Origin of the sequence: Enterobacter cloacae complex sp. P43RS, from assembly GCF_014930585.1 — a bacterium.
GTDB classification, from domain to species: Bacteria; Pseudomonadota; Gammaproteobacteria; order Enterobacterales; family Enterobacteriaceae; genus Enterobacter; species Enterobacter bugandensis.
On the sequence record NZ_JADBRJ010000014.1, the window covers coordinates 15,024 to 39,177 of the forward strand.

20 protein-coding genes and 4 tRNA genes are annotated in these 24,154 nt (G+C 55.6%); 17 read left to right on the forward strand and 7 right to left on the reverse strand.

Going from position 1 to position 24,154, the window contains the following annotated elements; genetic code table 11:
* Window positions 1–34: 34 nt before the first annotated feature.
* Window positions 35–1,519, reverse strand: a complete 1,485-nt coding sequence (gppA, locus tag IM294_RS19915; protein ID WP_047366695.1) for a guanosine-5'-triphosphate,3'-diphosphate diphosphatase — start codon at window positions 1,517–1,519, stop codon at window positions 35–37.
* 6 nt (window positions 1,520–1,525) lie between these two features.
* Window positions 1,526–2,794, reverse strand: a complete 1,269-nt coding sequence (gene rhlB / locus IM294_RS19920) for an ATP-dependent RNA helicase RhlB (RefSeq protein ID WP_028014815.1) — start codon at window positions 2,792–2,794, stop codon at window positions 1,526–1,528.
* Window positions 2,795–2,938: 144 nt separating this feature from the next.
* Here rhlB and trxA point away from each other — a divergent pair, with 144 nt between their 5' ends.
* From trxA to IM294_RS20005, 17 genes are all read left to right on the forward strand, one after another.
* A complete protein-coding gene (gene trxA, locus IM294_RS19925) occupies window positions 2,939–3,268 on the forward strand; it encodes a thioredoxin TrxA (RefSeq protein ID WP_006179218.1) in 330 nt (109 codons plus the stop codon).
* 344 nt (window positions 3,269–3,612) lie between these two features.
* Window positions 3,613–4,872 carry a transcription termination factor Rho gene (rho, locus tag IM294_RS19930; protein ID WP_008501566.1) on the forward strand — a complete coding sequence of 420 codons (1,260 nt, stop codon included), beginning with the start codon at window positions 3,613–3,615 and terminating at the stop codon, window positions 4,870–4,872.
* Between the two features lie 241 nt (window positions 4,873–5,113).
* Entirely contained in the window at window positions 5,114–6,217 is a 1,104-nt protein-coding gene (gene wecA / locus IM294_RS19935; protein WP_028014814.1) for a UDP-N-acetylglucosamine--undecaprenyl-phosphate N-acetylglucosaminephosphotransferase, read from the forward strand.
* 13 nt (window positions 6,218–6,230) lie between these two features.
* Window positions 6,231–7,277: an ECA polysaccharide chain length modulation protein gene (wzzE, locus tag IM294_RS19940; RefSeq protein WP_028014813.1), complete on the forward strand. Its 1,047-nt coding sequence runs from the start codon at window positions 6,231–6,233 to the stop codon at window positions 7,275–7,277.
* 56 nt (window positions 7,278–7,333) lie between these two features.
* Window positions 7,334–8,464 carry a non-hydrolyzing UDP-N-acetylglucosamine 2-epimerase gene (gene wecB / locus IM294_RS19945; RefSeq protein WP_065365838.1) on the forward strand — a complete coding sequence of 377 codons (1,131 nt, stop codon included), beginning with the start codon at window positions 7,334–7,336 and terminating at the stop codon, window positions 8,462–8,464.
* Window positions 8,461–9,723, forward strand: a complete 1,263-nt coding sequence (gene wecC / locus IM294_RS19950; protein WP_126818769.1) for a UDP-N-acetyl-D-mannosamine dehydrogenase — start codon at window positions 8,461–8,463, stop codon at window positions 9,721–9,723. The genes wecB and wecC overlap by 4 nt, the downstream gene beginning before the upstream one ends.
* A complete protein-coding gene (gene rffC, locus IM294_RS19955) occupies window positions 9,720–10,397 on the forward strand; it encodes a dTDP-4-amino-4,6-dideoxy-D-galactose acyltransferase (protein WP_126818770.1) in 678 nt (225 codons plus the stop codon). The genes wecC and rffC overlap by 4 nt, the downstream gene beginning before the upstream one ends.
* Window positions 10,398–10,401: 4 nt before the next feature.
* Window positions 10,402–11,532, forward strand: coding sequence for a dTDP-4-amino-4,6-dideoxygalactose transaminase (rffA, locus tag IM294_RS19960; RefSeq protein WP_126818771.1), 1,131 nt, complete (start codon window positions 10,402–10,404; stop codon window positions 11,530–11,532).
* Window position 11,533: 1 nt separating this feature from the next.
* Window positions 11,534–12,784, forward strand: a complete 1,251-nt coding sequence (gene wzxE, locus IM294_RS19965) for a lipid III flippase WzxE (RefSeq protein WP_126818772.1) — start codon at window positions 11,534–11,536, stop codon at window positions 12,782–12,784.
* Window positions 12,781–13,860: a TDP-N-acetylfucosamine:lipid II N-acetylfucosaminyltransferase gene (locus IM294_RS19970; RefSeq protein WP_126818773.1), complete on the forward strand. Its 1,080-nt coding sequence runs from the start codon at window positions 12,781–12,783 to the stop codon at window positions 13,858–13,860. The genes wzxE and IM294_RS19970 overlap by 4 nt, the downstream gene beginning before the upstream one ends.
* Entirely contained in the window at window positions 13,857–15,209 is a 1,353-nt protein-coding gene (gene wzyE / locus IM294_RS19975) for an ECA oligosaccharide polymerase (RefSeq protein WP_028014806.1), read from the forward strand. Before IM294_RS19970 ends, wzyE begins: the two co-directional genes overlap by 4 nt.
* A 12-nt stretch (window positions 15,210–15,221) precedes the next feature.
* Window positions 15,222–15,962, forward strand: a complete 741-nt coding sequence (gene wecG, locus IM294_RS19980) for a lipopolysaccharide N-acetylmannosaminouronosyltransferase (RefSeq protein WP_028014805.1) — start codon at window positions 15,222–15,224, stop codon at window positions 15,960–15,962.
* A gap of 197 nt (window positions 15,963–16,159) precedes the next feature.
* A complete protein-coding gene (locus IM294_RS19985; RefSeq protein WP_041911824.1) occupies window positions 16,160–17,545 on the forward strand; it encodes an amino acid permease in 1,386 nt (461 codons plus the stop codon).
* Window positions 17,546–17,647: 102 nt separating this feature from the next.
* Window positions 17,648–17,724: transfer RNA gene (locus IM294_RS19990), tRNA-Arg, on the forward strand.
* 68 nt (window positions 17,725–17,792) lie between these two features.
* Window positions 17,793–17,868 (forward strand) — tRNA-His (locus tag IM294_RS19995).
* 21 nt (window positions 17,869–17,889) lie between these two features.
* Window positions 17,890–17,975: transfer RNA gene (locus IM294_RS20000), tRNA-Leu, on the forward strand.
* A gap of 46 nt (window positions 17,976–18,021) precedes the next feature.
* Window positions 18,022–18,098: transfer RNA gene (locus tag IM294_RS20005), tRNA-Pro, on the forward strand.
* A gap of 506 nt (window positions 18,099–18,604) precedes the next feature.
* Here IM294_RS20005 and IM294_RS20010 read toward each other — a convergent pair.
* From IM294_RS20010 to hemC, 5 genes are all read right to left on the reverse strand, one after another.
* Window positions 18,605–19,816, reverse strand: coding sequence for an MFS transporter (locus IM294_RS20010; protein WP_126818774.1), 1,212 nt, complete (start codon window positions 19,814–19,816; stop codon window positions 18,605–18,607).
* Between the two features lie 173 nt (window positions 19,817–19,989).
* The gene (hemY, locus tag IM294_RS20015) at window positions 19,990–21,189 is read right to left on the reverse strand and encodes a protoheme IX biogenesis protein HemY (RefSeq protein WP_028014802.1); all 1,200 of its coding nucleotides are present in this window, start codon (window positions 21,187–21,189) and stop codon (window positions 19,990–19,992) included.
* Between the two features lie 2 nt (window positions 21,190–21,191).
* Window positions 21,192–22,379 (reverse strand): uroporphyrinogen-III C-methyltransferase, encoded by a 1,188-nt coding sequence (hemX, locus tag IM294_RS20020; RefSeq protein WP_126818775.1) that lies wholly within the window; start codon window positions 22,377–22,379, stop codon window positions 21,192–21,194.
* Between the two features lie 20 nt (window positions 22,380–22,399).
* Window positions 22,400–23,140 carry a uroporphyrinogen-III synthase gene (gene hemD, locus IM294_RS20025; protein ID WP_126818776.1) on the reverse strand — a complete coding sequence of 247 codons (741 nt, stop codon included), beginning with the start codon at window positions 23,138–23,140 and terminating at the stop codon, window positions 22,400–22,402.
* Window positions 23,137–24,078: a hydroxymethylbilane synthase gene (gene hemC, locus IM294_RS20030; RefSeq protein ID WP_032644935.1), complete on the reverse strand. Its 942-nt coding sequence runs from the start codon at window positions 24,076–24,078 to the stop codon at window positions 23,137–23,139. Before hemC ends, hemD begins: the two co-directional genes overlap by 4 nt.
* Between the last annotated feature and the right edge of the window lie 76 nt (window positions 24,079–24,154).

Below are 24,154 nucleotides of genomic sequence, written 5' to 3' on the forward strand. Positions count from 1 at the left end.
AAGGCTAAGCCGCCACCCGGCTGTGTTCAGCGTATTACTTCACCTCAAGCACCCAGTGCACATAGCTCTGCCACTGGCACTCCTGCTCGATCATCTCTGCCCCAAGCGGGTGATTCTCAATCCAGTTTTCCGGCAGCGTCAGCGTCAGCTTCTCATCATCGGCTAGCAGATTAATGGCGGGTAACAAATCATCGCGGCGGCGGCTGGCAAACAGAATTGCCAGACGCAGCAGGCGACACAGATGCTCGGCCACGCGCGGCGGTACGGCATTTTGCTGATGCAAAGAGGAGAGATCGACGGCGTTGGTCTGGTTCAGCAGCAGCGTTGCCAGCAGCTTTTTCTGTGCGGGCGTGTAGCCCGGCAAATCCAGGTTGCGCACCAGATACGCTGCGTGAGCAGGTGCCTGCTTAAAATCTATGCTGAGCCCCACCTCGTGCAGCGCACAGGCGCTCAGCAATAAATCGCGGCTCAGATGATCAAGATCCCAGGCGTTAGCGACCTGGTCGGCAAAGCGTGATGCCAGCTGTGATACGCGGCCAGCCTGATCGATATCAACCAGAAAACGACGCTGCACGTTGCGCAGCGTACGGTTGCGGATGTCCTGATCCACCGACAGATGCAGCATCCCGTAGACCAGACCTTCGCGCAGCGCGCCGCCGGCCAGGGTCATACACTGGATATTTAGTTCGGTGAATATGGCGATCAGAATGGCCAGCCCGCTTGGGAAAACCAGGGCACGTTCCAGCGTCAGGCCTTCAATTTCCAGCTCTTCCAGACGTCCGCACTGAATGGCACGCTGTTTAAGCTGCTGAAGTTTGGCAAGCGTAATCCGCTCGTCCATGCCCTGCGCCATCATGATTTCCTGCAGGGCCTGCACGGTACCCGAAGCCCCGACGCAGACTTTCCAGCCGTGATAGCGCAGTTCGTCCATTACCGGGCGTAGCACTGCGCGCGCGGCGTTTTCCGCCTCGTCGAAGTTCTCTTTACCCAGATTCCGGTCAGTAAAGTAACGTTCAAGCCAGGTTACGCAGCCCATCGACAGGCTGAACAGCGACGTCGCCTGCGCGCCGGTGCCGGTTACCAGTTCGGTACTGGCACCGCCGATATCCACCACCAGACGGCGATCGTCACCCCCGGTGGTGTGGGCAACGCCCTGGTAGATCAGGCGTGCTTCTTCTTCACCGCTGATAACCTGAACCGGACACCCCAGAATTTCCTGCGCTTTGGCAATAAAATCTACGGCGTTAACCGCTAGTCTGAGCGTCGCTGTGGCGACAACGGTGATTTGAGCATGCGGGATATCCTGCAGACGCTCAGCAAAGAGCCGCAGGCACTGCCAGCCACGTTCCATGGCTTCAGGCGAGAGGTAATTATCGCTGCTCAGGCCCGCCGCGAGGCGGACCTTGCGCTTAATGCGCGTCAGCGTTTGTATGCTTCCCGCCACCTCACGCACAACCAGCATATGAAAACTATTCGAACCGAGATCAATTGCCGCATAGAGCGAGGTGGAGCTGAGCATAATGTATTAACCTGAACGACGACGATTACGCGGTGCGCCGCCTGAACGACGCGGACCATTGCCGGAGCGCGGGCGGGATAGACGCTTAGGCGGCGGCAGTTCGCTTAACAGCGCTTCCGGATTGTATTTACTCTGCGGAATAGAGTGACCGATGTAGGTCTCAATGGCTGGAAGATTCAGCGCATACTCTTCACACGCAAGGCTAATCGAGTGACCGCTTGCGCCCGCACGACCGGTACGACCGATACGGTGTACGTAGTCTTCGCAGTCGTCTGGCAGATCGTAGTTAAAGACGTGCGTCACGGCCGGAATGTGTAAACCACGTGCCGCCACATCGGTTGCGACCAGAATATCAAGATCGCCACGGGTGAACTCGTCGAGGATCCGAAGGCGTTTTTTCTGCGCCACGTCGCCGGTCAACAGGCCAACACGGTGACCGTCGGCAGCCAGATGGCCCCAGATGTCTTCACAGCGGTGTTTAGTGTTCGCGAAGATAATGGCGCGATCGGGCCACTCTTCTTCAATCAACGTTTGCAGCAGACGCATTTTCTCTTCATTGGAAGGATAGAAGAGCTCCTCTTTAATGCGGTGGCCCGTTTTCTGCTCCGGCTCCACTTCCACATACTCGGCGTTGTTCATCTGCTCGAACGCCAGCTCGCGTACGCGATAAGAAAGGGTGGCAGAGAACAGCATGTTCAGGCGCTGATTTGCCGGCGGCATGCGGCGGAAAAGCCAGCGGATATCTTTAATGAAGCCCAGATCGTACATGCGGTCAGCTTCATCAAGCACCACAACCTGGATGGCGCCGAGGTTGATATGGTTCTGTTTGGCGTAGTCGATAAGACGGCCGGTGGTCCCAATCAGGATATCCACGCCGCTTTCCAGCACTTTCAGCTGCTTATCGTAGCCGTCGCCGCCATAGGCCAGGCCAAGCTTCAGACCAGTAGCCTGTGCCAGGGGTTCAGCGTCTGCATGGATCTGTACCGCCAGTTCTCGCGTCGGGGCCATAATTAGCGCGCGCGGCTGGTTAACTTTGCGGTCTGCAATCGCTGGGTGAGAAAGTAAATAATGGAACGTTGACGTTAAAAACGCCATCGTTTTGCCGGTACCGGTTTGCGCCTGCCCTGCAACATCGCGACCGGCCAGCGTCAGCGGCAGGGCGAGAGCCTGAATGGGCGTGCAGTTATGAAACCCTTTTGTTTCAAGGGCTTCGATCACTTTTGGGTGCAGGGCGAAGTCGGAAAACTTCTGTTCTGTTAAATGTGTTTTGCTCATAGTGTGGTAGAATATCAGCTTACTATTGCTTTACGAAAGCGTATCCGGTGAAATAAAGTCAACCTTTAGTTGGTTAATGCGACATCAACACGTCGTTGGTGGAGACAAAACCAACGTACCAGGCTTATTCCTGTGGAGTTATATATGAGCGATAAAATTATTCACCTGACTGACGACAGTTTTGACACGGACGTACTTAAGGCTGACGGGCTGATCCTCGTCGATTTCTGGGCTGAATGGTGTGGTCCTTGCAAAATGATCGCCCCGATTCTGGATGAGATCGCTGACGAATATCAGGGCAAACTGACGGTTGCCAAGCTGAACATCGACCAGAACCCGGGCACTGCACCGAAATACGGTATCCGTGGCATCCCGACCCTTCTGCTGTTCAAAAACGGCGAAGTGGCGGCGACCAAAGTGGGCGCGCTGTCCAAAGGTCAGCTGAAAGAGTTCCTGGACGCTAACCTGGCGTAAGGTTTCTCCGCTGTGCGTCCAGAGCCCCCGGCTAAATGATGTGGAACTCTGGACGCCCGGCTGAAGTCGTGCTAAGTTAGCTATGACTTCGTTTTAAACATATCTATTGTTTGAATCTTGTTTTACCCGATACTTCCCTTTGTTGACATGAACAATGCGTGAAGTGGCTAAATTCCGGGCTTGTCACTCAATCCGTCTTGTCGTTTCAGTTCTGCGTTCTTTCCCTGTGACCAGACAGCGAACAGACATGAGGTGATGGCCGCTAAACAGGCATGGATGACCCTGCCATACCATTCACAACATTAAGTTCGAGAATCACTCCGAGTTTAAGAACCCACACCATTATGAATCTTACCGAATTAAAGAATACGCCGGTTTCTGAGCTGATCACTCTCGGCGAAAATATGGGACTGGAAAACCAGGCTCGTATGCGCAAGCAGGACATCATTTTCGCCATCCTGAAGCAGCACGCTAAGAGTGGCGAAGATATCTTTGGCGACGGTGTGCTGGAGATATTGCAAGACGGATTTGGTTTCCTCCGCTCTGCAGACAGCTCCTACCTCGCCGGCCCTGACGACATCTACGTATCCCCCAGCCAAATCCGCCGTTTCAACCTCCGCACTGGTGACACCATTTCAGGTAAGATTCGTCCTCCTAAAGAGGGTGAACGCTACTTTGCGCTGTTGAAAGTCAATGAAGTTAACTTCGATAAACCAGAAAACTCGCGTAACAAGATCCTCTTTGAGAACTTAACGCCTCTGCACGCGAACTCTCGCCTGCGCATGGAGCGTGGTAACGGTTCTACCGAAGACTTAACCGCGCGCGTCCTGGATCTGGCATCGCCAATCGGTCGCGGCCAGCGTGGTCTGATTGTGGCCCCGCCAAAAGCGGGTAAAACCATGCTGCTGCAGAACATCGCGCAGAGCATTGCCTACAACCACCCAGACTGCGTGCTGATGGTGCTGCTGATTGACGAACGTCCGGAAGAAGTGACCGAGATGCAGCGTCTGGTTAAAGGTGAAGTGGTTGCTTCTACCTTCGACGAGCCAGCATCTCGCCACGTTCAGGTTGCGGAAATGGTTATCGAGAAGGCGAAACGCCTGGTTGAGCACAAGAAAGACGTGATCATCCTGCTTGACTCCATCACCCGTCTGGCGCGTGCCTACAACACCGTGGTGCCAGCTTCCGGTAAAGTGTTGACCGGTGGTGTGGACGCTAACGCCCTGCACCGTCCAAAACGCTTCTTCGGTGCGGCACGTAACGTGGAAGAGGGCGGTAGCCTGACCATCATCGCAACGGCGCTGATCGATACCGGCTCCAAAATGGACGAGGTTATCTACGAAGAGTTTAAAGGTACAGGTAACATGGAACTGCACCTCTCTCGTAAAATCGCAGAAAAACGCGTCTTCCCGGCTATCGATTACAACCGTTCCGGTACCCGTAAGGAAGAGCTGCTCACCACGCAGGAAGAGCTGCAGAAAATGTGGATCCTGCGCAAAATCATCCATCCAATGGGTGAAATTGACGCGATGGAGTTCCTCATTAACAAACTGGCGATGACCAAAACCAACGACGATTTCTTCGACATGATGAAGCGCTCGTAACGTAAATAAAGCCAGCGAACGCCACGTTTTTACGTGGCGTTTTTCTTTTATGGACTATACGCTAGTATCGCCTACTCCCAATTTTGACCGGTCAGTGCGACAATAAGATAATTCGCACAGTAAAAACATTAATAGCTTGAATAATAAACAAATGGAATTGTAAGAGGTTTGCTTTATAACTTCAGGCGCGGCCCCTTGATGGTTATACTTCCTTGACTAACATTTGTTGAGAACATCCATTGTGAACCTACTTGATACGTTTACTGAACTAACCAGTATTTTCTTGTTTACCACCTGCTTTTTGTTTCTGGCACGTAAGGTTGCAAAATATCTGGGCTTAGTGGATAAACCCAACTTCCGTAAACGTCATCAAGGCATGATCCCTCTGGTCGGTGGCATCTCTGTTTTTGCAGGGATCTGCTTCACTTTTGCTATTGCAGATTACTATATTCCGCATGCCAGGCTTTATCTCATATGCTCAACAGTTCTTGTTGTGATTGGTGCGCTGGACGATAGATACGACATCAGCGTCAAAATCCGCGCTTTCGTTCAGGCAGCTGTCGCTATTGCAATGATGGTGTTTGCTAAGTTGCACCTGAGTAGCCTGGGCTATATTTTCGGGGCCTGGGAGATGGAACTCGGCCCATTCGGCTATTTCCTGACACTTTTTGCCGTGTGGGTGGCGATTAACGCGTTCAACATGGTTGACGGTATTGATGGTTTGCTTGGTGGCCTGTCCTGCGTCTCATTTGCCGCCATTGGTTTCATTTTATGGTTCGATGGGCAATACAGCCTTGCTATGTGGTGTTTCGCCATGATTGCTGCCATCCTGCCTTATATCCTGTTAAATCTCGGCGCATTGGGCCGACGCTATAAAGTCTTCATGGGCGATGCGGGTAGCACGCTTATCGGCTTTACTGTCATTTGGATCTTGCTGGAAACCACTCAGGGCGATGTACATCCCATCAGCCCGGTAACGGCGCTATGGATTATTGCCATCCCCTTAATGGATATGGTTGCGATTATGTATCGTCGCCTGCGTAAAGGAATGAGTCCATTCTCTGCTGACCGTCAACACATTCATCATTTGATCATGCGAGCCGGATTCACTTCCCGGCAGGCATTTGTGCTTATTACGCTGGCGGCTGCTATTCTAGCGGGGATTGGCGTGACGGCGGAATATACGCACTTTGTGCCTGAGTGGGCCATGTTGGTATTGTTCTTGCTAGCATTTTCTCTCTACGGCTACTGCATTAAGCGCGCATGGAAGGTGGCGCGATTCATTAAACGTATTAAGCGCAGGATGCGACGTAACAGTAGCAAAAACACAACATTAACTAAGTAAAACCGGGACTATGATGACTCAACCGTTGGCGGGAGCGAAATCAGTGGTAACAGAGAATGAACTGGACATTCGGGGTTTGTTTCGCGTGTTATGGGCAGGCAAACTTTGGATTGTGGGGATCGCGCTGGGGTTTGCACTGTTAGCGCTAGCCTACACGTTCTTTGCAAAACAGGAGTGGAGCGCCACGGCAATCACGGACAGACCCACGGTTAACATGCTCGGAGGGTACTACTCCCAGCAGCAGTTCCTGCGAAACCTGGATATTAAAGCCAGCCTTGCCACCCCGGATCAGGCTTCCGTTATGGATGAGGCCTACAAAGAGTTTGTGATGCAGCTGGCCTCGTGGGATACGCGCCGCGATTTCTGGTCCCAGACAGATTACTTCAAGCAGCGTCGGGTTGATAACACCAAAGCCGATGCCGCGCTGCTGGACGATCTGATTAACAATATTCAGTTCATGCCAGGCGACGTGCTGCGTAACGTCAACGACAGCGTCAAGCTGATTGCCGAAACCGCGCCGGATGCAAACAACCTGTTGCGCCAGTACGTCGCGTTTGCCAGCCAGCGTGCCGCAAGCCATCTGAATGAAGAGCTTAAAGGCGCCTGGGCAGCCCGCACTATCCAAATGAAGGCGCAGGTCAAACGTCAGGAAGAGGTGGCAAACGCCATTTTTGCGCGCCGCGTGCATAACATTCAGCAGGCGCTGAAAATTGCGGAACAGCACAACATTTCCCGCACTGAGACGGATGTTCCGGCTGATGAATTGCCTGATTCTGAAATGTTCCTTCTTGGTCGCCCAATGCTGCAGGCCCGTCTGGAAAACCTGCAGGCCGTTGGGCCTGATTTTGATCTCGACTACGATCAAAACCGCGCGATGCTTAACACGCTTAATGTCGGTCCCTCCCTGGACCCGCGTTTTCAGACCTATCGTTATTTGAGAACGCCTGAAGAACCTGTAAAACGCGACAGTCCGCGCCGCGCATTCCTGATGATCATGTGGGGGATTGTGGGTGCACTCGTTGGTGCTGGCGTGGCGTTAACGCGTCGTCGTACAAACTAAGAACGCCGTTTACGATGAAGGCTGCGGCCTTCATCGCCTAATCGAAGAGAATCGATGTGAAAGTACTTACCGTATTTGGCACCAGGCCGGAGGCCATTAAGATGGCGCCTCTGGTTCATGCGCTGGCCAGCGATCCTGATATTGAAGCGAAGGTCTGCGTCACGGCCCAGCACCGTGAGATGCTCGATCAGGTCCTAACCCTCTTTTCCATCGTCCCGGATTACGACCTTAATATTATGAAGCCGGGACAGGGATTGACGGAAATAACCTGCCGCATTCTGCAGGATCTCAAGCCGATCCTGGAGTCATTCAAGCCCGACGTCGTGCTGGTGCACGGGGATACCACGACGACGATGGCAACAAGCCTGGCCGCGTTTTACCAGCGTATTCCCGTCGGCCATGTTGAAGCGGGTCTGCGCACCGGCAATCTTTATTCTCCGTGGCCGGAAGAGGCCAACCGTACGCTTACCGGGCATCTGGCGATGTACCATTTTGCGCCAACCGAGAACTCTCGCCAGAACCTGCTGCGTGAAAATGTCGCCGATAACAAGATCTTTGTGACCGGCAATACGGTCATTGACGCGTTGATTTGGGTACGCGACCGCGTGCTGGCAAACAGCGATCTGCAGAAAGAACTCGCTGCCCGCTATCCTTTCCTGAATAACGGCAAAAAAACCATTCTGGTCACTGGCCACCGTCGCGAAAGCTTTGGTCGGGGCTTTGAGCAAATCTGTCACGCGCTGGCTGAAATCGCCGCGCAGAACGACGATGTGCAAATTGTCTATCCGGTACACCTTAACCCTAACGTCAGCGAGCCGGTCAACCGCATCCTGGGCCACGTCGAAAACGTCCTGCTGATTGAACCGCAGGACTACATGCCGTTTGTCTGGCTGATGAACCACGCCTGGCTGATCCTCACCGATTCCGGTGGGATTCAGGAAGAAGCGCCCTCTCTTGGCAAGCCGGTGCTGGTGATGCGTGAAACCACTGAACGTCCGGAAGCGGTTAAAGCCGGGACAGTGCGTCTTGTCGGCACCAACGCACAGCTCATCGTCGAAGAGGTCACGCGGCTGCTACACGACGATGAAGCGTATCAGGCGATGAGCCGGGCCCACAATCCCTACGGAGATGGGCAGGCTTGTGGCCGTATTTTGCAAGCACTTAAACACAATCGGGTATCGCTATGAGTTTTACTACCATCTCTGTCATTGGTCTTGGCTACATTGGCCTGCCTACTGCGGCGGCATTCGCCTCCCGTCAAAAGCAGGTTGTTGGTGTGGATATCAACGCACGTGCGGTAGAAACCATTAATCGTGGCGAAATTCATATTGTGGAGCCCGATCTTGACCGCGTGGTGAAAGAGGCGGTTGATGGCGGCTTCCTGCGCGCCAGCACGACGCCAGTGGAAGCGGATGCCTACCTGATTGCCGTTCCAACGCCATTTAAAGGCGACCACGAGCCCGATATGGTCTACGTCGAGGCGGCGGCAAAATCTATTGCCCCCGTGCTGAAGAAAGGGGCGCTGGTAATTCTGGAGTCGACTTCTCCCGTCGGCGCTACCGAGCAGATGGCGCAGTGGCTGGCCGATGCGCGTCCTGATTTACGCTTCCCGCAGCAGGCCGGTGAGCAGGCGGATATCAACATCGCCTACTGCCCGGAGCGCGTGCTGCCGGGGCAGGTGATGGTCGAACTGATTAAAAACGACCGGGTGATAGGCGGCATGACGCCGGTCTGTTCTGAACGCGCCAGCGCGCTGTACAAGATTTTCCTGGAAGGCGAATGCGTGGTAACCAACTCCCGCACCGCCGAGATGTGCAAGCTGACGGAAAACAGCTTCCGTGACGTTAACATCGCCTTCGCAAACGAACTGTCGCTGATCTGTGCCGATCAGGGGATTAACGTCTGGGAGTTAATCCGCCTGGCGAATCGACATCCGCGCGTCAACATTCTCCAGCCTGGCCCAGGGGTGGGCGGTCACTGTATCGCCGTCGATCCGTGGTTTATCGTGGCGCAGAACCCGGCGCAGGCGCGCCTGATTCGCACCGCGCGTGAAGTCAACGACAGCAAACCTCACTGGGTGCTCAATCAGGTCAAGGCCACGGTAGCGGATTGTCTGGCAGAGAGCGGCAAGCGCGCCAGCGAGCTGAAGATTGCCTGCTTTGGTCTGGCATTTAAACCCAACATTGACGACCTGCGCGAAAGCCCGGCAATGGAAATTGCGGAGATGATTGCCGAATGGCACAAGGGCGAAACGCTGGTGGTCGAGCCAAATATTCATGAACTGCCGGCAAAACTGGCGGGGCACTGCACGCTGACAGCCCTGGATGAGGCGCTGGCGACGGCGGATGTGCTGGTGCTGCTGGTGGATCATAAAGAGTTTAAAGCGACGTCCGGTGATGCAGTGCGTCAGCAGTATGTGGTTGATACGAAAGGCGTCTGGCGTTGAGTGCACTCCACGGCGTGCTGGAATCCCTTGAGTGGGAAAGCGCATTTTTTGCCCGCCCCTCGGCGATAGTCCGCTGGCGCGAGAATGCGCCCGCCCTGCAGGAAGTGGACTTCAGCGCCTGGCAGCGCGTGCAGGCTAAGATCCCGGCGGACCGTGCCGACCTGCTTGACGCGCTCCAGCAACACGGTTTTCAGCTGGTTGAAGGCGAGGTAGACCTTTCCATCACCCTCACCCGGCACGATACGTCCGGCGCGGAAATTGCAACGGAACAGGACATTCCTGTGCTGCGCCAGATGGCGGCCCGGGCGTTTGCGCAAAGCCGCTTTCGCACGCCCTGGTATGCGCCTGACGATAGCGGACGTTTCTATGCCCAGTGGGTAGAGAATGCGGTCAAAGGTACCTTTGACCACGTCTGCCTGATTTTCCGTGCAGCGAACGGCCAGATCCAGGGATTTGTCTCGCTGCGCAAGCTTAACGAGCGCGAGGCGCGTATTGGCTTATTAGCCGGGCGCGGCATGGGGGAGAAACTCATGCAGGCGGCGCTGCACTGGGCGCAGCTGCAGCAGGTTGAGACGCTGCGGGTGGCGACCCAGGTGGGCAACACCGCCGCGCTTAAACGTTATATTGCGAGTGGTGCCAACATCGACGCCACCGCCTACTGGTTATACAGGTGACAAGATGATTCCATTTAACGCACCACCCGTCGTGGGAACCGAGCTCGACTATATGCAGTCTGCCATGGGCAGCGGCAAACTCTGCGGTGACGGCGGTTTTACCCGTCGCTGTCAGCAGTGGATGGAGCAGCGTTTTCGCAGTGCTAAAGTGCTGCTGACCCCGTCCTGCACGGCATCGCTGGAAATGGCGGCCCTGTTGCTGGATATCCAGCCCGGTGATGAAGTGATCATGCCGAGCTATACCTTCGTCTCTACCGCGAATGCATTTGTCCTGCGCGGAGCGAAAATCGTCTTTGTGGATATCCGCCCGGACACCATGAACATTGATGAGATGCTGATTGAAGCGGCGATCACCGACAAAACGCGTGCGATTGTGCCGGTTCACTACGCGGGCGTGGCCTGTGAAATGGACACCATCATGGCAATCGCCAAAAAGCACAACCTGTTTGTGGTAGAAGATGCCGCGCAGGGCGTGATGTCCACCTACAAGGGGCGCGCGCTGGGCACTATCGGCCACATCGGCTGCTTCAGCTTCCACGAAACGAAAAACTACACGGCGGGTGGCGAAGGCGGTGCGACGCTGATTAACGATCGTGCCCTGGTTGAGCGTGCGGAAGTGATCCGTGAAAAAGGCACCAACCGCAGCCAATTCTTCCGCGGTCAGGTTGATAAGTACACCTGGCGCGATATCGGCTCAAGCTATCTGATGGCCGACCTGCAGGCAGCGTACCTGTGGGCACAGCTGGAAGCGGCAGAGCGAATTAATCTCCAGCGCCTGTCCCTGTGGCAAACCTATTATGATGCGCTTGAGCCGCTGGCAAAAGCCGGACGCATTGAACTGCCAACCATTCCGGCCGATTGCGTCCACAACGCCCACATGTTTTATATCAAGCTGCGCGATAACGACGATCGCAGCCAGCTCATCGCCTGGCTGAAAGAAGCCGAAATTATGGCGGTCTTCCACTATATTCCGCTGCACTCCAGCCCGGCGGGCGAAGCGTTTGGGATGTTCGCAGGTGAAGACCGTTACACCACGAAAGAAAGTGAGCGTTTGCTTCGCCTGCCACTGTTCTTCAACCTCGCGCCAGTTAACCAGCGTACGGTGATCAATACCCTTCTGAGCTATTTCGGCTGATATGTCTCTGGCAAAAGCATCGGTGTGGACCGCCGCGTCCACGCTTGTAAAAATTGGTGCCGGACTGCTGGTCGTCAAGCTGCTGGCCGTCTCATTCGGCCCCTCAGGCGTCGGGCTGGCGGGCAACTTCCGCCAGCTTGTTACCGTCCTTGGGGTGCTGGCCGGTGCCGGAATCTTCAACGGCGTAACCAAATACGTTGCTCAGTATCATGATGATGCGGCCCAGCTTCGCAGGGTAGTGGGCACCGCGTCGGCAATGGTCACGGGCTTTTCGACCCTGCTGGCGATTGTTTTTCTGCTGGCCGCGGCGCCCATTAGCCAGGGATTGTTCGGGCACACCCATTATCAGGGGCTGGTGCGTCTGGTCGCGCTGGTCCAGATGGGCATTGCCTGGGCCAACCTGCTGCTGGCGCTGATGAAAGGTTTTCGCGATGCTGCCGGGAACGCGCTTGCGCTCATCCTGGGTAGCGTCATCGGCGTGATTGCCTATTATTTCTGCTACCGCCTGGGTGGCTATGAAGGCGCACTGCTTGGGCTGGCGCTGGTTCCGGCACTGGTTGTTGTGCCTGCGGCGTTCATGCTGATGCGCCAGGGCGTTATCCCTCTGAGCTACCTGAAACCGCAATGGGACAAGGTGCTTGCCAGCCAACTGGGTAAGTTTACCCTGATGGCGCTCATTACTTCCGTCACGCTGCCGGTGGCTTACGTGATGATGCGAAACCTGCTGGCGGCGTATTACAGCTGGGATGAGGTGGGGATCTGGCAGGGCGTAAGCAGTATTTCCGATGCTTACCTCCAGTTTATAACGGCTTCCTTTAGCGTTTATTTGCTGCCAACCTTATCGCGTCTGACGTCCAGGCAGGATATTACCCGCGAAATTTTCCGCTCCCTGCGTTTTGTATTACCCGCAGTGGCGGCGGCCAGTTTGACCGTCTGGTTATTGCGTGATGTCGCCATCTGGCTGCTGTTCTCGGCGAAGTTTACCGCCATGCGCGATCTTTTTTCCTGGCAACTGGTGGGTGATGTGCTGAAAGTGGGTGCTTACGTTTTCGGCTATCTGGTGATTGCGAAAGCCTCGCTGCGGCTGTATATCCTCGCGGAGGTTAGCCAGTTTGCATTGCTGACAGCATTTTCACACTGGCTGATACCCGCGCACGGTGCGCTGGGGGCGGCTCAGGCCTACATGGCAACCTATATCGTTTATTTCGCTGCCTGCTGCGGCGTATTTTTATTGTGGCGTAAACGCGCATGACTGCACTGATTCACATCCTGGGATCGGATATCCCACACCATAACCAGACCGTTTTGCGGTTCTTCAACGACGAGCTGGCATCGGGCAATCCTGATGCGCGCGAGTTTATGGTTGCAGGCCAGGATAATGGCCTGAGCGCGGCGTTTCCGGCGCTGACAATCACCTTCTGGCCGGATAAAGCTACCCTGGCGAAGGCGGTTATTGCCAAAGCCAAAGCGGATCGTGAGCAACGTTTCTTTCTCCACGGGCAGTTCAATACCGGCCTGTGGCTGGCTCTGCTCTGCGGGGGAATTAAACCCTCCCAGTGCAGCTGGCATATCTGGGGAGCCGATCTCTACGAAGTCTCGCGCGGCTGGAAATTCCGTCTTTTCTATCCGCTGCGTCGCATGGCGCAGGGGAGGGTGGGCCGCGTTTTTGCCACCCGTGGCGATCTGAATTATTTTGCGAAGCAGCACCCTAACGTGCGCGGTGAGCTACTCTATTTCCCAACCCGTATGGATCCGGCGCTGAACACCATGGCGAATGACGCGGTTCGCGAAGGCAAGCTGACGGTGCTGGTGGGGAATTCCGGCGACCGCAGTAACGAACATGTCGCCGCGCTCCGGGCGGTACACCAGCAGTTTGGCGACACGGTGAACGTGGTGGTGCCGATGGGTTATCCGGCCAATAACGACGCCTACATTGATGAGGTTCGCCAGCAGGGGCTTGCGTTATTCAGCGAAGAAAATCTGCACATTCTCAGCGAAAAGCTGGAGTTTGATGACTATCTTGCGCTGCTGCGAAAATGCGATCTGGGCTATTTCATCTTTGCTCGCCAGCAGGGGATTGGTACGCTGTGCCTGCTGATTCAGGCGGGTGTACCGTGCGTGCTTAATCGTGAAAACCCGTTCTGGCAGGACATGGCCGAGCAGCATATTCCGGTGTTGTTCACCTCAGACGCGCTGAATGTCGAAGTGGTACGTGAAGCACAACGCCAGCTCACGCTGGTGGATAAAAATAGCATCGACTTTTTCAGCCCGAATTACCTCACGCCGTGGCACCGCGCGCTGCGTATCGCTTCAGGAGACAACGCATGAGTCAGTTGCAGTTTAGCGGCTTACTGGTTGTCTGGCTTCTGAGCACGCTATTTATCGCCACGCTCACCTGGTTTGAGTTCCGCCGGGTGCGCTTCAACTTTAACGTGTTCTTCTCGTTGCTGTTTTTGCTGACCTTCTTTTTCGGCTTCCCGCTGACCAGCATTCTGGTCTTCCGTTTTGACGTGAGCGTCGCGCCGCCGGAAATTCTTCTCCAGGCCCTGCTGGCGGCGACCTGCTTCTATGGTGTTTACTACGTCACCTATAAAACGCGTCTGCGACCAGCGCAGGCCGCTGCCCCGCGTCGGGCGCTCTTTACCATGAACCGGGTGGAGACCCATCTGACGTGGGTGATGCTCATGACCATCGCCCTGGTCAGCGTCGGCATCTTCTTCATGCATAACGGCTTCCTGCTGTTTAAGCTTCACTCCTACAGCCAGATTTTTTCGGCTGAAGTCTCAGGCGTGGCGCTTAAGCGATTCTTCTATTTCTTCATCCCGGCGATGCTGGTGATCTTCTTCCTTCGTCAGGACAGCAAGGCATGGCTGTTCTTCCTGGTCAGTACGGTTGCGTTCGGTATCCTGACCTACATGATCGTGGGCGGTACGCGTGCCAACATTATCATCGCTTTCGCTATCTTCCTGTTCATCGGCATCATCCGCGGCTGGATCTCGCTGTGGATGCTGGTTGCGGCAGGGGTATTTGGCATTGTGGGGATGTTCTGGCTGGCGCTGAAGCGCTACGGGATGAACGTGGCGGGCGACGAGGCGTTTTACACGTTCCTCTACCTGACGCGCGACACCTTCTCGCCGTGGGAAAACCTGGCACTGCTGCTGCAAAACTACGACAAGATTGATTTCCAGGGGCTGGCACCGATTGTTCGCGACTTCTACGTCTTTATCCCTTCCTGGCTATGGCCGGACCGGCCTGGCGTGGTGCTTAACACGGCAAATTACTTTACCTGGGAAGTGCTGAATAACCATTCGGGCCTGGCGATCTCGCCAACCTTGATTGGTTCCCTGGTGGTGATGGGGGGAGGCTGGTTTATCCTGCCGGGCGCGTTTGTCGTAGGGTTGATTATTAAGTGGTTTGACTGGCTTTACGTGCGCGGTAACGAAGAGACCAACCGCTATAAAGCGGCCATTTTGCACAGTTTCTGCTTTGGTGCCATTTTCAATATGATCGTTCTGGCGCGCGAGGGGCTGGACTCGTTCGTTTCGCGCGTGGTGTTCTTCATGGTCGTTTTTGGCATCTGCCTGTTACTGGCCAAACTGTTGTACTGGCTGTTCGACAGCGCAGGGCTTGTGCACAAGCGCGAGCCACAGGGCAGCACAACGCTGTCGCAAGTCTGAGTAGGGAAAGTAATGACTGATAAAACTTCTGCACCGCGCTATGCGCTTCGTGGTTTGCAGCTGATTGGCTGGCGCGACATGCAGCACGCGCTGGATTTTCTGTTCGCCGACGGGCAGATGAAATCCGGTACGCTTGTCGCTATCAATGCGGAAAAGATGCTGGCGGTGGAAGACAATGCCGAAGTCAAAAGCCTGATAGAAGCGGCTGAATTTAAATACGCGGACGGTATCAGCGTGGTCCGCTCTATCCGTAAAAAATATCCTGACGCTAATGTATCTCGCGTGGCGGGTGCCGATCTCTGGGAGCAGCTTATGGCCCGCGCTGGTGCGGAGGGTACGCCGGTGTTCCTGATTGGTGGTAAGCCTGAGGTGCTGGCCGAGACCGAAGAGAAACTGCGTCGTCAATGGAATGTTAATATTGTTGGTAGCCAGAATGGTTACTTCAAGCCTGAAGACCAGCAGGCTTTGTTTGCCCGCGTGCACGACAGCGGGGCAAAAATCGTCACCGTGGCGATGGGGTCCCCGCGCCAGGAGATCCTGATGCGCGACTGCCGTCTGGTCTGCCCGGATGCGCTTTATATGGGCGTCGGCGGCACCTACGATGTCTTTACCGGCCACGTGAAGCGCGCGCCGAAGATTTGGCAAAATATGGGGCTGGAGTGGCTCTACCGCCTGCTCTCCCAACCCACCCGCATTAAACGACAGATTCGACTGCTTCGCTACCTCACCTGGCACTATACCGGTAAAATGTAATCAAAATGTAGCGCGAAATGCTGTTCGCGCTGCAACTCACCTGCAAAGCTGCTGATAATTTGTGCAATGCATTCATTTTTTTAATGCATCGTTTGCCATTTGGCCGATTTTAAGAAACCATTCGCACCGTATTTAAGTACCCCTAAAAAACAATAACCGGTGTTAAGCCGGGAAACAGCAAACACAATCGAGGATCTATGGCAGAGAAACAACCGGAGCTACAGCGTGGGCTGGAAGCTCGTCATATCGAACTGATAGCGCTGGGCGGCACTATCGGCGTTGGCCTGTTTATGGGCTCCGCAAGCACCCTCAAATGGGCAGGCCCTTCCGTATTACTGGCGTATATCATCGCCGGGCTGTTTGTTTTCTTCATCATGCGCTCAATGGGCGAAATGCTCTTTCTGGAGCCGGTGACCGGTTCCTTCGCCGTTTACGCACACCGCTATATGAGCCCGTTCTTCGGCTACCTGACGGCCTGGTCATACTGGTTTATGTGGATGGCGGTGGGCATCTCTGAAATCACCGCCATAGGGGTTTACGTCCAGTTCTGGTTCCCGGACATGGTCCAGTGGATACCTGCACTCATTGCCGTGGGGCTGGTGGCGCTGGCAAACCTGGCCGCCGTGCGCCTTTACGGTGAAATCGAGTTCTGGTTTGCGATGATCAAAGTAACCACCATCATCGTGATGATTGTTATTGGCCTGGGCGTGATTTTCTATGGCTTTGGCAACGGCGGACACGCCATCGGCTTTGGCAACCTGACTGAACACGGCGGCTTCTTCGCCGGCGGCTGGAAGGGCTTCCTGACGGCGCTGTGTATTGTTGTGGCCTCGTATCAGGGCGTGGAGCTGATCGGGATTACCGCCGGGGAAGCGAAAAACCCGCAGGTTACGCTGCGTAGCGCGGTGGGCAAAGTGCTTTGGCGCATCCTGATTTTCTACGTGGGCGCAATCTTCGTTATTGTGACCATCTTCCCGTGGAACGAAATCGGCACGACGGGGAGCCCGTTCGTATTAACCTTTGCGAAGATTGGGATTACAGCAGCAGCGGGCATCATCAACTTTGTGGTCCTGACGGCAGCGCTTTCAGGCTGTAACAGCGGGATGTACAGCTGTGGCCGTATGCTCTACGCACTCTCGAAAAATAACCAGCTGCCTGCGGCAATGAGTAAGGTCTCACGTGCTGGCGTGCCGGTAGCGGGCGTCGCGGTCTCCATTGTCATCCTGCTGATTGGCTCCTGCCTGAATTACATCATCCCTAATCCGCAGCGCGTGTTTGTTTACGTCTACAGCGCCAGCGTGCTGCCGGGCATGGTGCCGTGGTTTGTTATCCTCATCAGCCAGCTGCGTTTTCGCCATGCGCATAAAAAAGCGATCGCCAGCCATCCGTTCCGCTCGATCCTTTTCCCGTATGCGAACTATTTGACGATGGCGTTCCTGATTTGCGTATTAATTGGAATGTACTTTAATGAAGATACCCGCATGTCGCTGTTTGTCGGGCTGATCTTCCTGGCGGCAGTGACGGCTGCGTATAAGCTTTTTGGCCTGGGTCGCCGTGCCACTACGCAGAAAGTGGAGGAATAAGCGGCAAAATGTGCAAACCATAACCAAACGCGCATTTTTTTCAAAAAAGCACTAGACAGCGGGGACGGAGGTACGTAATATCCAGCCCCGCAACGGCGCTAAGCGCCCGTAGCTCAGCTGGATAGAGCGCTGCCCTCCGGAGGCAGAGGTCTCAGGTTCGAATCCTGTCGGGCGCGCCATTTTAGTTCCCGGCGCTAGAGCTGCGGTGGTCTGAGAAGTAGTCAGTACCGCGTGAAAGAATACAGTGGTGGCTATAGCTCAGTTGGTAGAGCCCTGGATTGTGATTCCAGTTGTCGTGGGTTCGAATCCCATTAGCCACCCCATTATTGAAAGAGTTGTGAATTGCGAAGGTGGCGGAATTGGTAGACGCGCTAGCTTCAGGTGTTAGTGTCCTTAGGATGTGGGGGTTCGAGTCCCCCCCCTCGCACCACGACTTTTTAAATGAATTGAACTAAAAATTCAAAAAAGCAGTACATCGGCGAGTAGCGCAGCTTGGTAGCGCAACTGGTTTGGGACCAGTGGGTCGGAGGTTCGAATCCTCTCTCGCCGACCAATTTTGAACCCCGCTTCGGCGGGGTTTTTTGTTTTCTGTAAGTTTTCTTCCCTGTCGTTATCTCCAGAAAGCACCCTGTATCATTGTCGCGATTCAGTGACATGCAAGCCATTGAAAATAAAATAAATAATTATTTTTGGGATTTACTGTCTCTTCCTGGCGACATATTTCTGCTTTTGCCGATACGCTATGAAGCTTCAGAGGCTACTTAACAGCATAATTTCCTTTTATCTTAAAATGTTGCGCCATGTAAAAGTTCTGCGTGTAAATCTGGCACGTAACGTGCAATAATATACGCGTAGATGCTCATTCCATCTCTTATGTTCGCCTTAGTGCCTCATAAACTCAGGAATGACGCAGAGCCATTTACGGTGCTTATCGTCCACTGACAGATGTCGCTTCGGCCTCATCAGACACCATGGACATAACGTTGAGTGAAGCACCAAATATGTTGTCTTACAGACCTGTTTTAACGCCTGCTTTTATAGCAGGCGTTTTTTTATGTCTTATTCCCGATACCCACGCATGATCAGGGCGACCAACAGCAGGGCGGCTGACGAGACCGTATAGAGCGCCAGCACTGAGCCAAGCCCAACAGCCACTATCGCTGTAATGCCGGTGAAAAGCGAGGCGCTGAGCGTTTGCCAGCGCCAGGCTTTACCGCTGGCTGACGCGGTTTGCGTGATATGAAAACTGCTGAGTACGCCAAACGTGCCGGCTGCGAAGAGAACGTTTGAGGCCAGATGCGCGATAAAGATCATCCCCAGCGCACATGCCATCCACCCGGACAACAACGGCAGCATTCCATAAGCGGCAAGAAAAATACCGAGACAAACGATGATTCGCGGCGTGTGGACGGCAAAGCGCGTCAGGCTCTCTTTTTTTAGCAGCATGGGGCCGCAAAGTTGTCCCATGCTCCTTGCGAAAAGCAGAGGCATAGCAAGGCCCGCCGCATCCTGAGGATGTAGCTGCTGCGCCAGGGCCGGAAGTAGCGCCATAGCCGGTGAGCCGACGGCCGCCAGCGCCGGCAAAATGAGCAGGCTGCGCTTTTGCCGAACGGTCAACGTCCGCCAGCTCAGTGGCGCGGGGGCTGCCTCTTCACCGGGGAGAGGTAGCAATGGCGCAGAAAACCGGCGCCCAGCCAGCCACAGCAGCAGCAGCGACCCGAGAAAACTGGCGGCATCAATAGCCAGCAAGGTAAACACGGAGGTCTGCTTGAATAGCACCACGCCGAGTCCAGTACCTAATAACACCTGAGAAGCAAAAATCACATTTTCCAGACAGGTCGCAGCAGGCAGCTCTGTTTCGCTAAGTCCGCGTTTAAAGAGCAATGTCAGCGCGGGCCAGCTCATCCCGCTGAGCAGCGCTTCGGTGGATTGCACGGCGAGTAGCGAGGCAATGCTGTGATAACCCGCACCGAGCAGGGGGAAGAGCAGGGCGAGCAATCCCAGCCCCTCGGTCAGTATCAGCAGGAATACTGGAGAATAGCGCGAGCACAGCTTTTCGCCGATCGCGCTGCCGATGAATCCCGGAACCGTTGCGAAAAGAAAAGCGAGGATGAGCAGGGCGGGCGGGGCCGACCACGCTAACAGTAAACCAAAGACCACGACCTGGGTTAGACCATTTCCCAGCGAAGAAAAGATAAAAGCACAGGCAAGCAGGCGCAGCCAGCGGTGGCAGCGCAGCGCTTCAATAAGCGCATACAAAAGCGAGTTCATGAAGATTTCCTTTCAAAAACGATTTAATCCACGCTGCAGAAAGTGCGCGTGTGTGAAAAAAAGTTAATGAAAAGACATCGTTACATTGGCGGGTTCGTTTGCAGATGTGGGTGTAAAGAATGTAGCAGGAGAAAGGCGATAAAAAAAGGAGGCCGTCTGGCCTCCTTTTTTATTTATTGCGGGTTACCGTTATTTTGCAGCGTCAGCAACAGCCCATCGCGCCGCATGGCGGCCGCCTCTTCTGGCTTATGCTGTTTGTCCAGCGTATCGGCAAGCCACGCGTAGTCAAACGCGTCCGGACGCTGTTTCAGTGCCGCACGGAAGGCCAGGCTCGCCTCTTGCCATTCGCCGTGCTTCATCAGCGACTGGCCCAGGGTACTCCACAGCAGCGGACGGTCACCGACGGTTTTGATCTGCTGGCGCAGCACTTTTTCGACCTGCTCAGGGTTATTGGTTTTCAGGCGCGGGATCACCATGACCAGGCGATCGTCGTACTGGCGCTTCAGGCCGTCGAGAAGGATCTCCTGGGCGGTGTCATGATCGTCACACTCAATAAGATGTTCCGCCATGGCCACCTGCAGGGGGACCTGCTGGCGCGTTTTCCGGCTCTGATTCTTCCACCAGGTTTTCAGGCCTTCGCTGCCCAGGTCGGCGCGCGCCTGATCCATCAGGCCAATCCATGCCAGACGCTGAAGTTCATCACGATGTTCATCATCACCCACCTCGGCCTTCGCCATCGACGGAATGATGTCCAGCAACGAGCCCCACGCTCCGGTACGAATATAGGCCTGCTCCGCAAGGCGCAGGACTTCCGGATGACGCGGTGCGATTTCCAGCAGACGGTCAATGCCGTGGCGCGCCGCGTGGTTCTCATTGCGCGCGAGCTGCAGGCGGACGCGGGTAATTTCCACTGGGATCGGGTCTCCAGACGCCAGTTCTGACGCGCGTTCCAGATGCTGGTTAGCGCGGGCTTCATCACCGCGCTGCTGCGCCGCTTCGGCAGCCAGAAGATAGTTCACCACCGGCTGTTCCGCGTGATCGGCGTTTTTCGACATCAGCTTTTCAACCTGCTGGTAATCGCCTTCGGCCAGCTTTAGCAGCGCCTGTTCCGTTTGCTTACGGGCGCGGCGGCGCTTACGGCCAACGAACCAGCCGCGGGTATGGGCACCGGTGCGGAAAATACGGCGCAGGATCCATTCAACGGCAAGCAGGACCACGACGCCGAGGATCAGAACGATCGCCAGACCCGTTACGCTGGTTTCAATGTTGTAGTTATCGGTCTGGATCAGGACGTATCCCTGATGACCCGCAAGCATCGGGCCCAGGACGATCCCGGCGATCAGCAGGATGAAGAGTAAAAGGACTTTTAGCATCATTACTCTCCCTGTGGCGCGCTTTCAGGCTCTGGTGCCGCCGCTGTGCCGGTCTGCCCGGCCGGAACGCCCGGCTGCGCCAGCAGGTTACGCACGCGCGTCTGCATCAGCTTCTCCAGAATCGGCTGGCTGGCCAGTTTATCCGGCACGTTCATGGTGATGTTCTGCTGGCTCAGCTTGTCGATATCTTCGAGGAAGGCGGTGGTCGTTGCATCATCGGTGTTGTAGTAGGCGCGTACCCACGTCGAGACGTTATCCAGCGCCTGTTTGTACGTTTCTTCCTGATGGCGCGGCACGGCCTGCGCCGCGACCAGCAGGCGGGAACGGATGTTTTCGCGCAGATAGATATCCTGATTCGGCGCTAACAGCGGTACGGCGGTTTCATCGCGACGGCGGATGGTGATGAAGCTGTCCATAAAGTTCTGCCAGCTTTTCTGCAGGTTTATGCGCCATTCGCTCAGGGAGCTGGACAGCTCGGTACCGTCAGAGTCCATCGGGGAGTCGTCGTCATTGTTATCCGCCAGCTGCAGGTTATCTATTTGATTCGAAAGCTGGTTCACCTTGAGGATAATGCCGTCGTAATCTACCTGTGAAACGGCGGAGAGGCTGGCGATATCTTCGGTAATCGCACGGCGCGCGGTAATGAGGCTCGGATCGTTCATGTCGGCCAGGCTCGCATCGGCGCTTTTCAGCAGCGCGGCGGCGGTGGTCACGTCCTGATCGCTCCACAGCTTACGCCCGGCGAGTTTGACGAGGAAATCGGCCTGCGAGAGCAGCCAGGTTTTGGCATCGGTGCCGGAGATCGTGGCGACTTTCTGCTGTACTTCGCCCAGCTGTTTGGTCAGCTCTTCCTGTTTGCTGTTCGCCTCGGCAAGCGCGGCGGCCTGCTGCTTAATCACCGCTTCCAGCTCGGTTTTCTGCGTTTCCTGCGCTTTTTGCAGGGAGGTAAGCTGATTGACCAGCGTATCGCTGGTGGCCGTCTGGTTAGCACTCTGTTGCTTTACCAGACCATACAGGCCGACGCCTGCTGCCAGCGCAATGGCGATGGCAATCGCGCTCAGCGCGAGGCTGGTTTTATTGCTGCCGTTTTTCTTCTCAGCGGTTTTCTCAGTCGTCTCTGGCTGTGGCGTTGTCTCCACAGTCTCCCTGGTCTCTTCAACCACGGCGGAGGATTTTTCGTGTTCCGTCATTATGGCTTCCCATTTGAGAGTTATTGTAATGCGCGCAGCAGCGCATCGTTGTCGGCGTTATCAGCGATCCGAATATCCTGCCAGCCCAGTTCCCGGGCGAGGTTCGCCAGACGCTCACTGACGACCAGAAGTCGACAGCGGAGTAACCAGTTTTCGCGATACCAACGCGGTATCAGCGACCAAAGCTGTTGTAACATTTCACCGCTGGTGACCACCAGCGTATTAACACCGCGCGCGTGCCAGCGCATCGCCTCTTCAGAACCGTCGTAGTGTTTCGCACAGCGCTGGTAGCACTCAACAAACGTGACGTCAGCCCCGCGTTCCCGCAGCGTTTCACCCAGCAGTTCGCGGCCACCGTTGCCGCGCAAAATGAGCGCGCGCTTTCCGGCAATAGTTTGTAATTCAGGTAATTGTAGCAAGACTTCGCTGATTTCCCGATCCAACGGGTAGCGAACGTCTGTTCCACTCACGGTATGTAAGGCCAGCGCGGTGGTTCTGCCGATAGCGAAATAGCGCGGAGCGGTCGGCCAGCGTGTCCCCGCCTGTTGCAGCTGCGCATGGGCAAATTCCACGGCATGCTGCGATAGCGCAAACAGCAGGTCGCCTTCCTGCAGGGTATTCATCTGGTCGGCGAGCGCAGAGAGCTCCCGACCGGGGGAGAATTCAATTAGCGGAAAACTCCAGGCCACCTGCCCCAGTGCGCGCAGACGGCTCACTAACTGCTCTCCTGCGGGAGAAGGGCGGGTGACAAGAATACTCATGCAGGGGGTTCTCCGTTATAGACCTCGGCCAGAATTTCACGTGCGCCGTTATTCAGCAGCTCTTCCGCCAGCGACACGCCAAGCGCTTCGGCATCCTGCGGCTTGCCGCGACGTTCGCCGCGCACCATCTGTGAACCGTCCGGCGCGCCCACCAGCGCACGCAGCCACAGTTCACCGTCTGTTAATTCAGCATAGCTGCCAATCGGCACCTGACACCCGCCTTCGAGGCGAGTATTCATCGCCCGCTCGGCTTTTACGCGGGTTGCGGTCTCGTCATGGTTCAGCGGAGCGAGCAGCTCGCGGGTGCGCGCATCGTCCAGACGGCACTCAATGCCGACGGCGCCCTGTCCGACGGCCGGCAGCGACAGCTCTGGCGGCAACGCCACGCGAATGCGTTCCTCCAGCCCCAGGCGCTTCAGGCCTGCAACGGCAAGAATAATGGCATCGTAATCGCCGTTATCCAGCTTGCCCAGACGCGTGCCAACGTTACCGCGCAGCGAGCGGATGATAAGGTCAGGACGACGCTCCGCCAGCTGACACTGACGGCGTAAACTGGACGTGCCAACCACGCTACCCGCCGGCAGCGCGTCGAGCGAGTCATAGTGGTTCGAGACAAACGCGTCACGCGGATCTTCGCGCTCGCAGATGGTCACCAGCCCCAGCCCTTCCGGGAACTCGACGGGCACGTCTTTCATCGAATGTACGGCGATATCGGCGCGGTTCTCAAGCAATGCCAGTTCCAGCTCTTTGACAAACAGGCCCTTGCCGCCCACTTTCGCCAGCGGCGTATCCAGAATCACGTCACCGCGCGTGACCATCGGCACCAGTTCGACGCGCAATCCACTGTGGCAGGCTTCAAGGCGCTGCTTAACATAATGTGCCTGCCAGAGCGCGAGAGGGCTTTGGCGTGTGGCAATTCTCAAAACATTGTCTAACATGCTTGTTACCGTCATTATCAATCGCTAACCATCCTAACATTGTTGACTCTGGGATGGCAGTTTTACGGTTGATGAA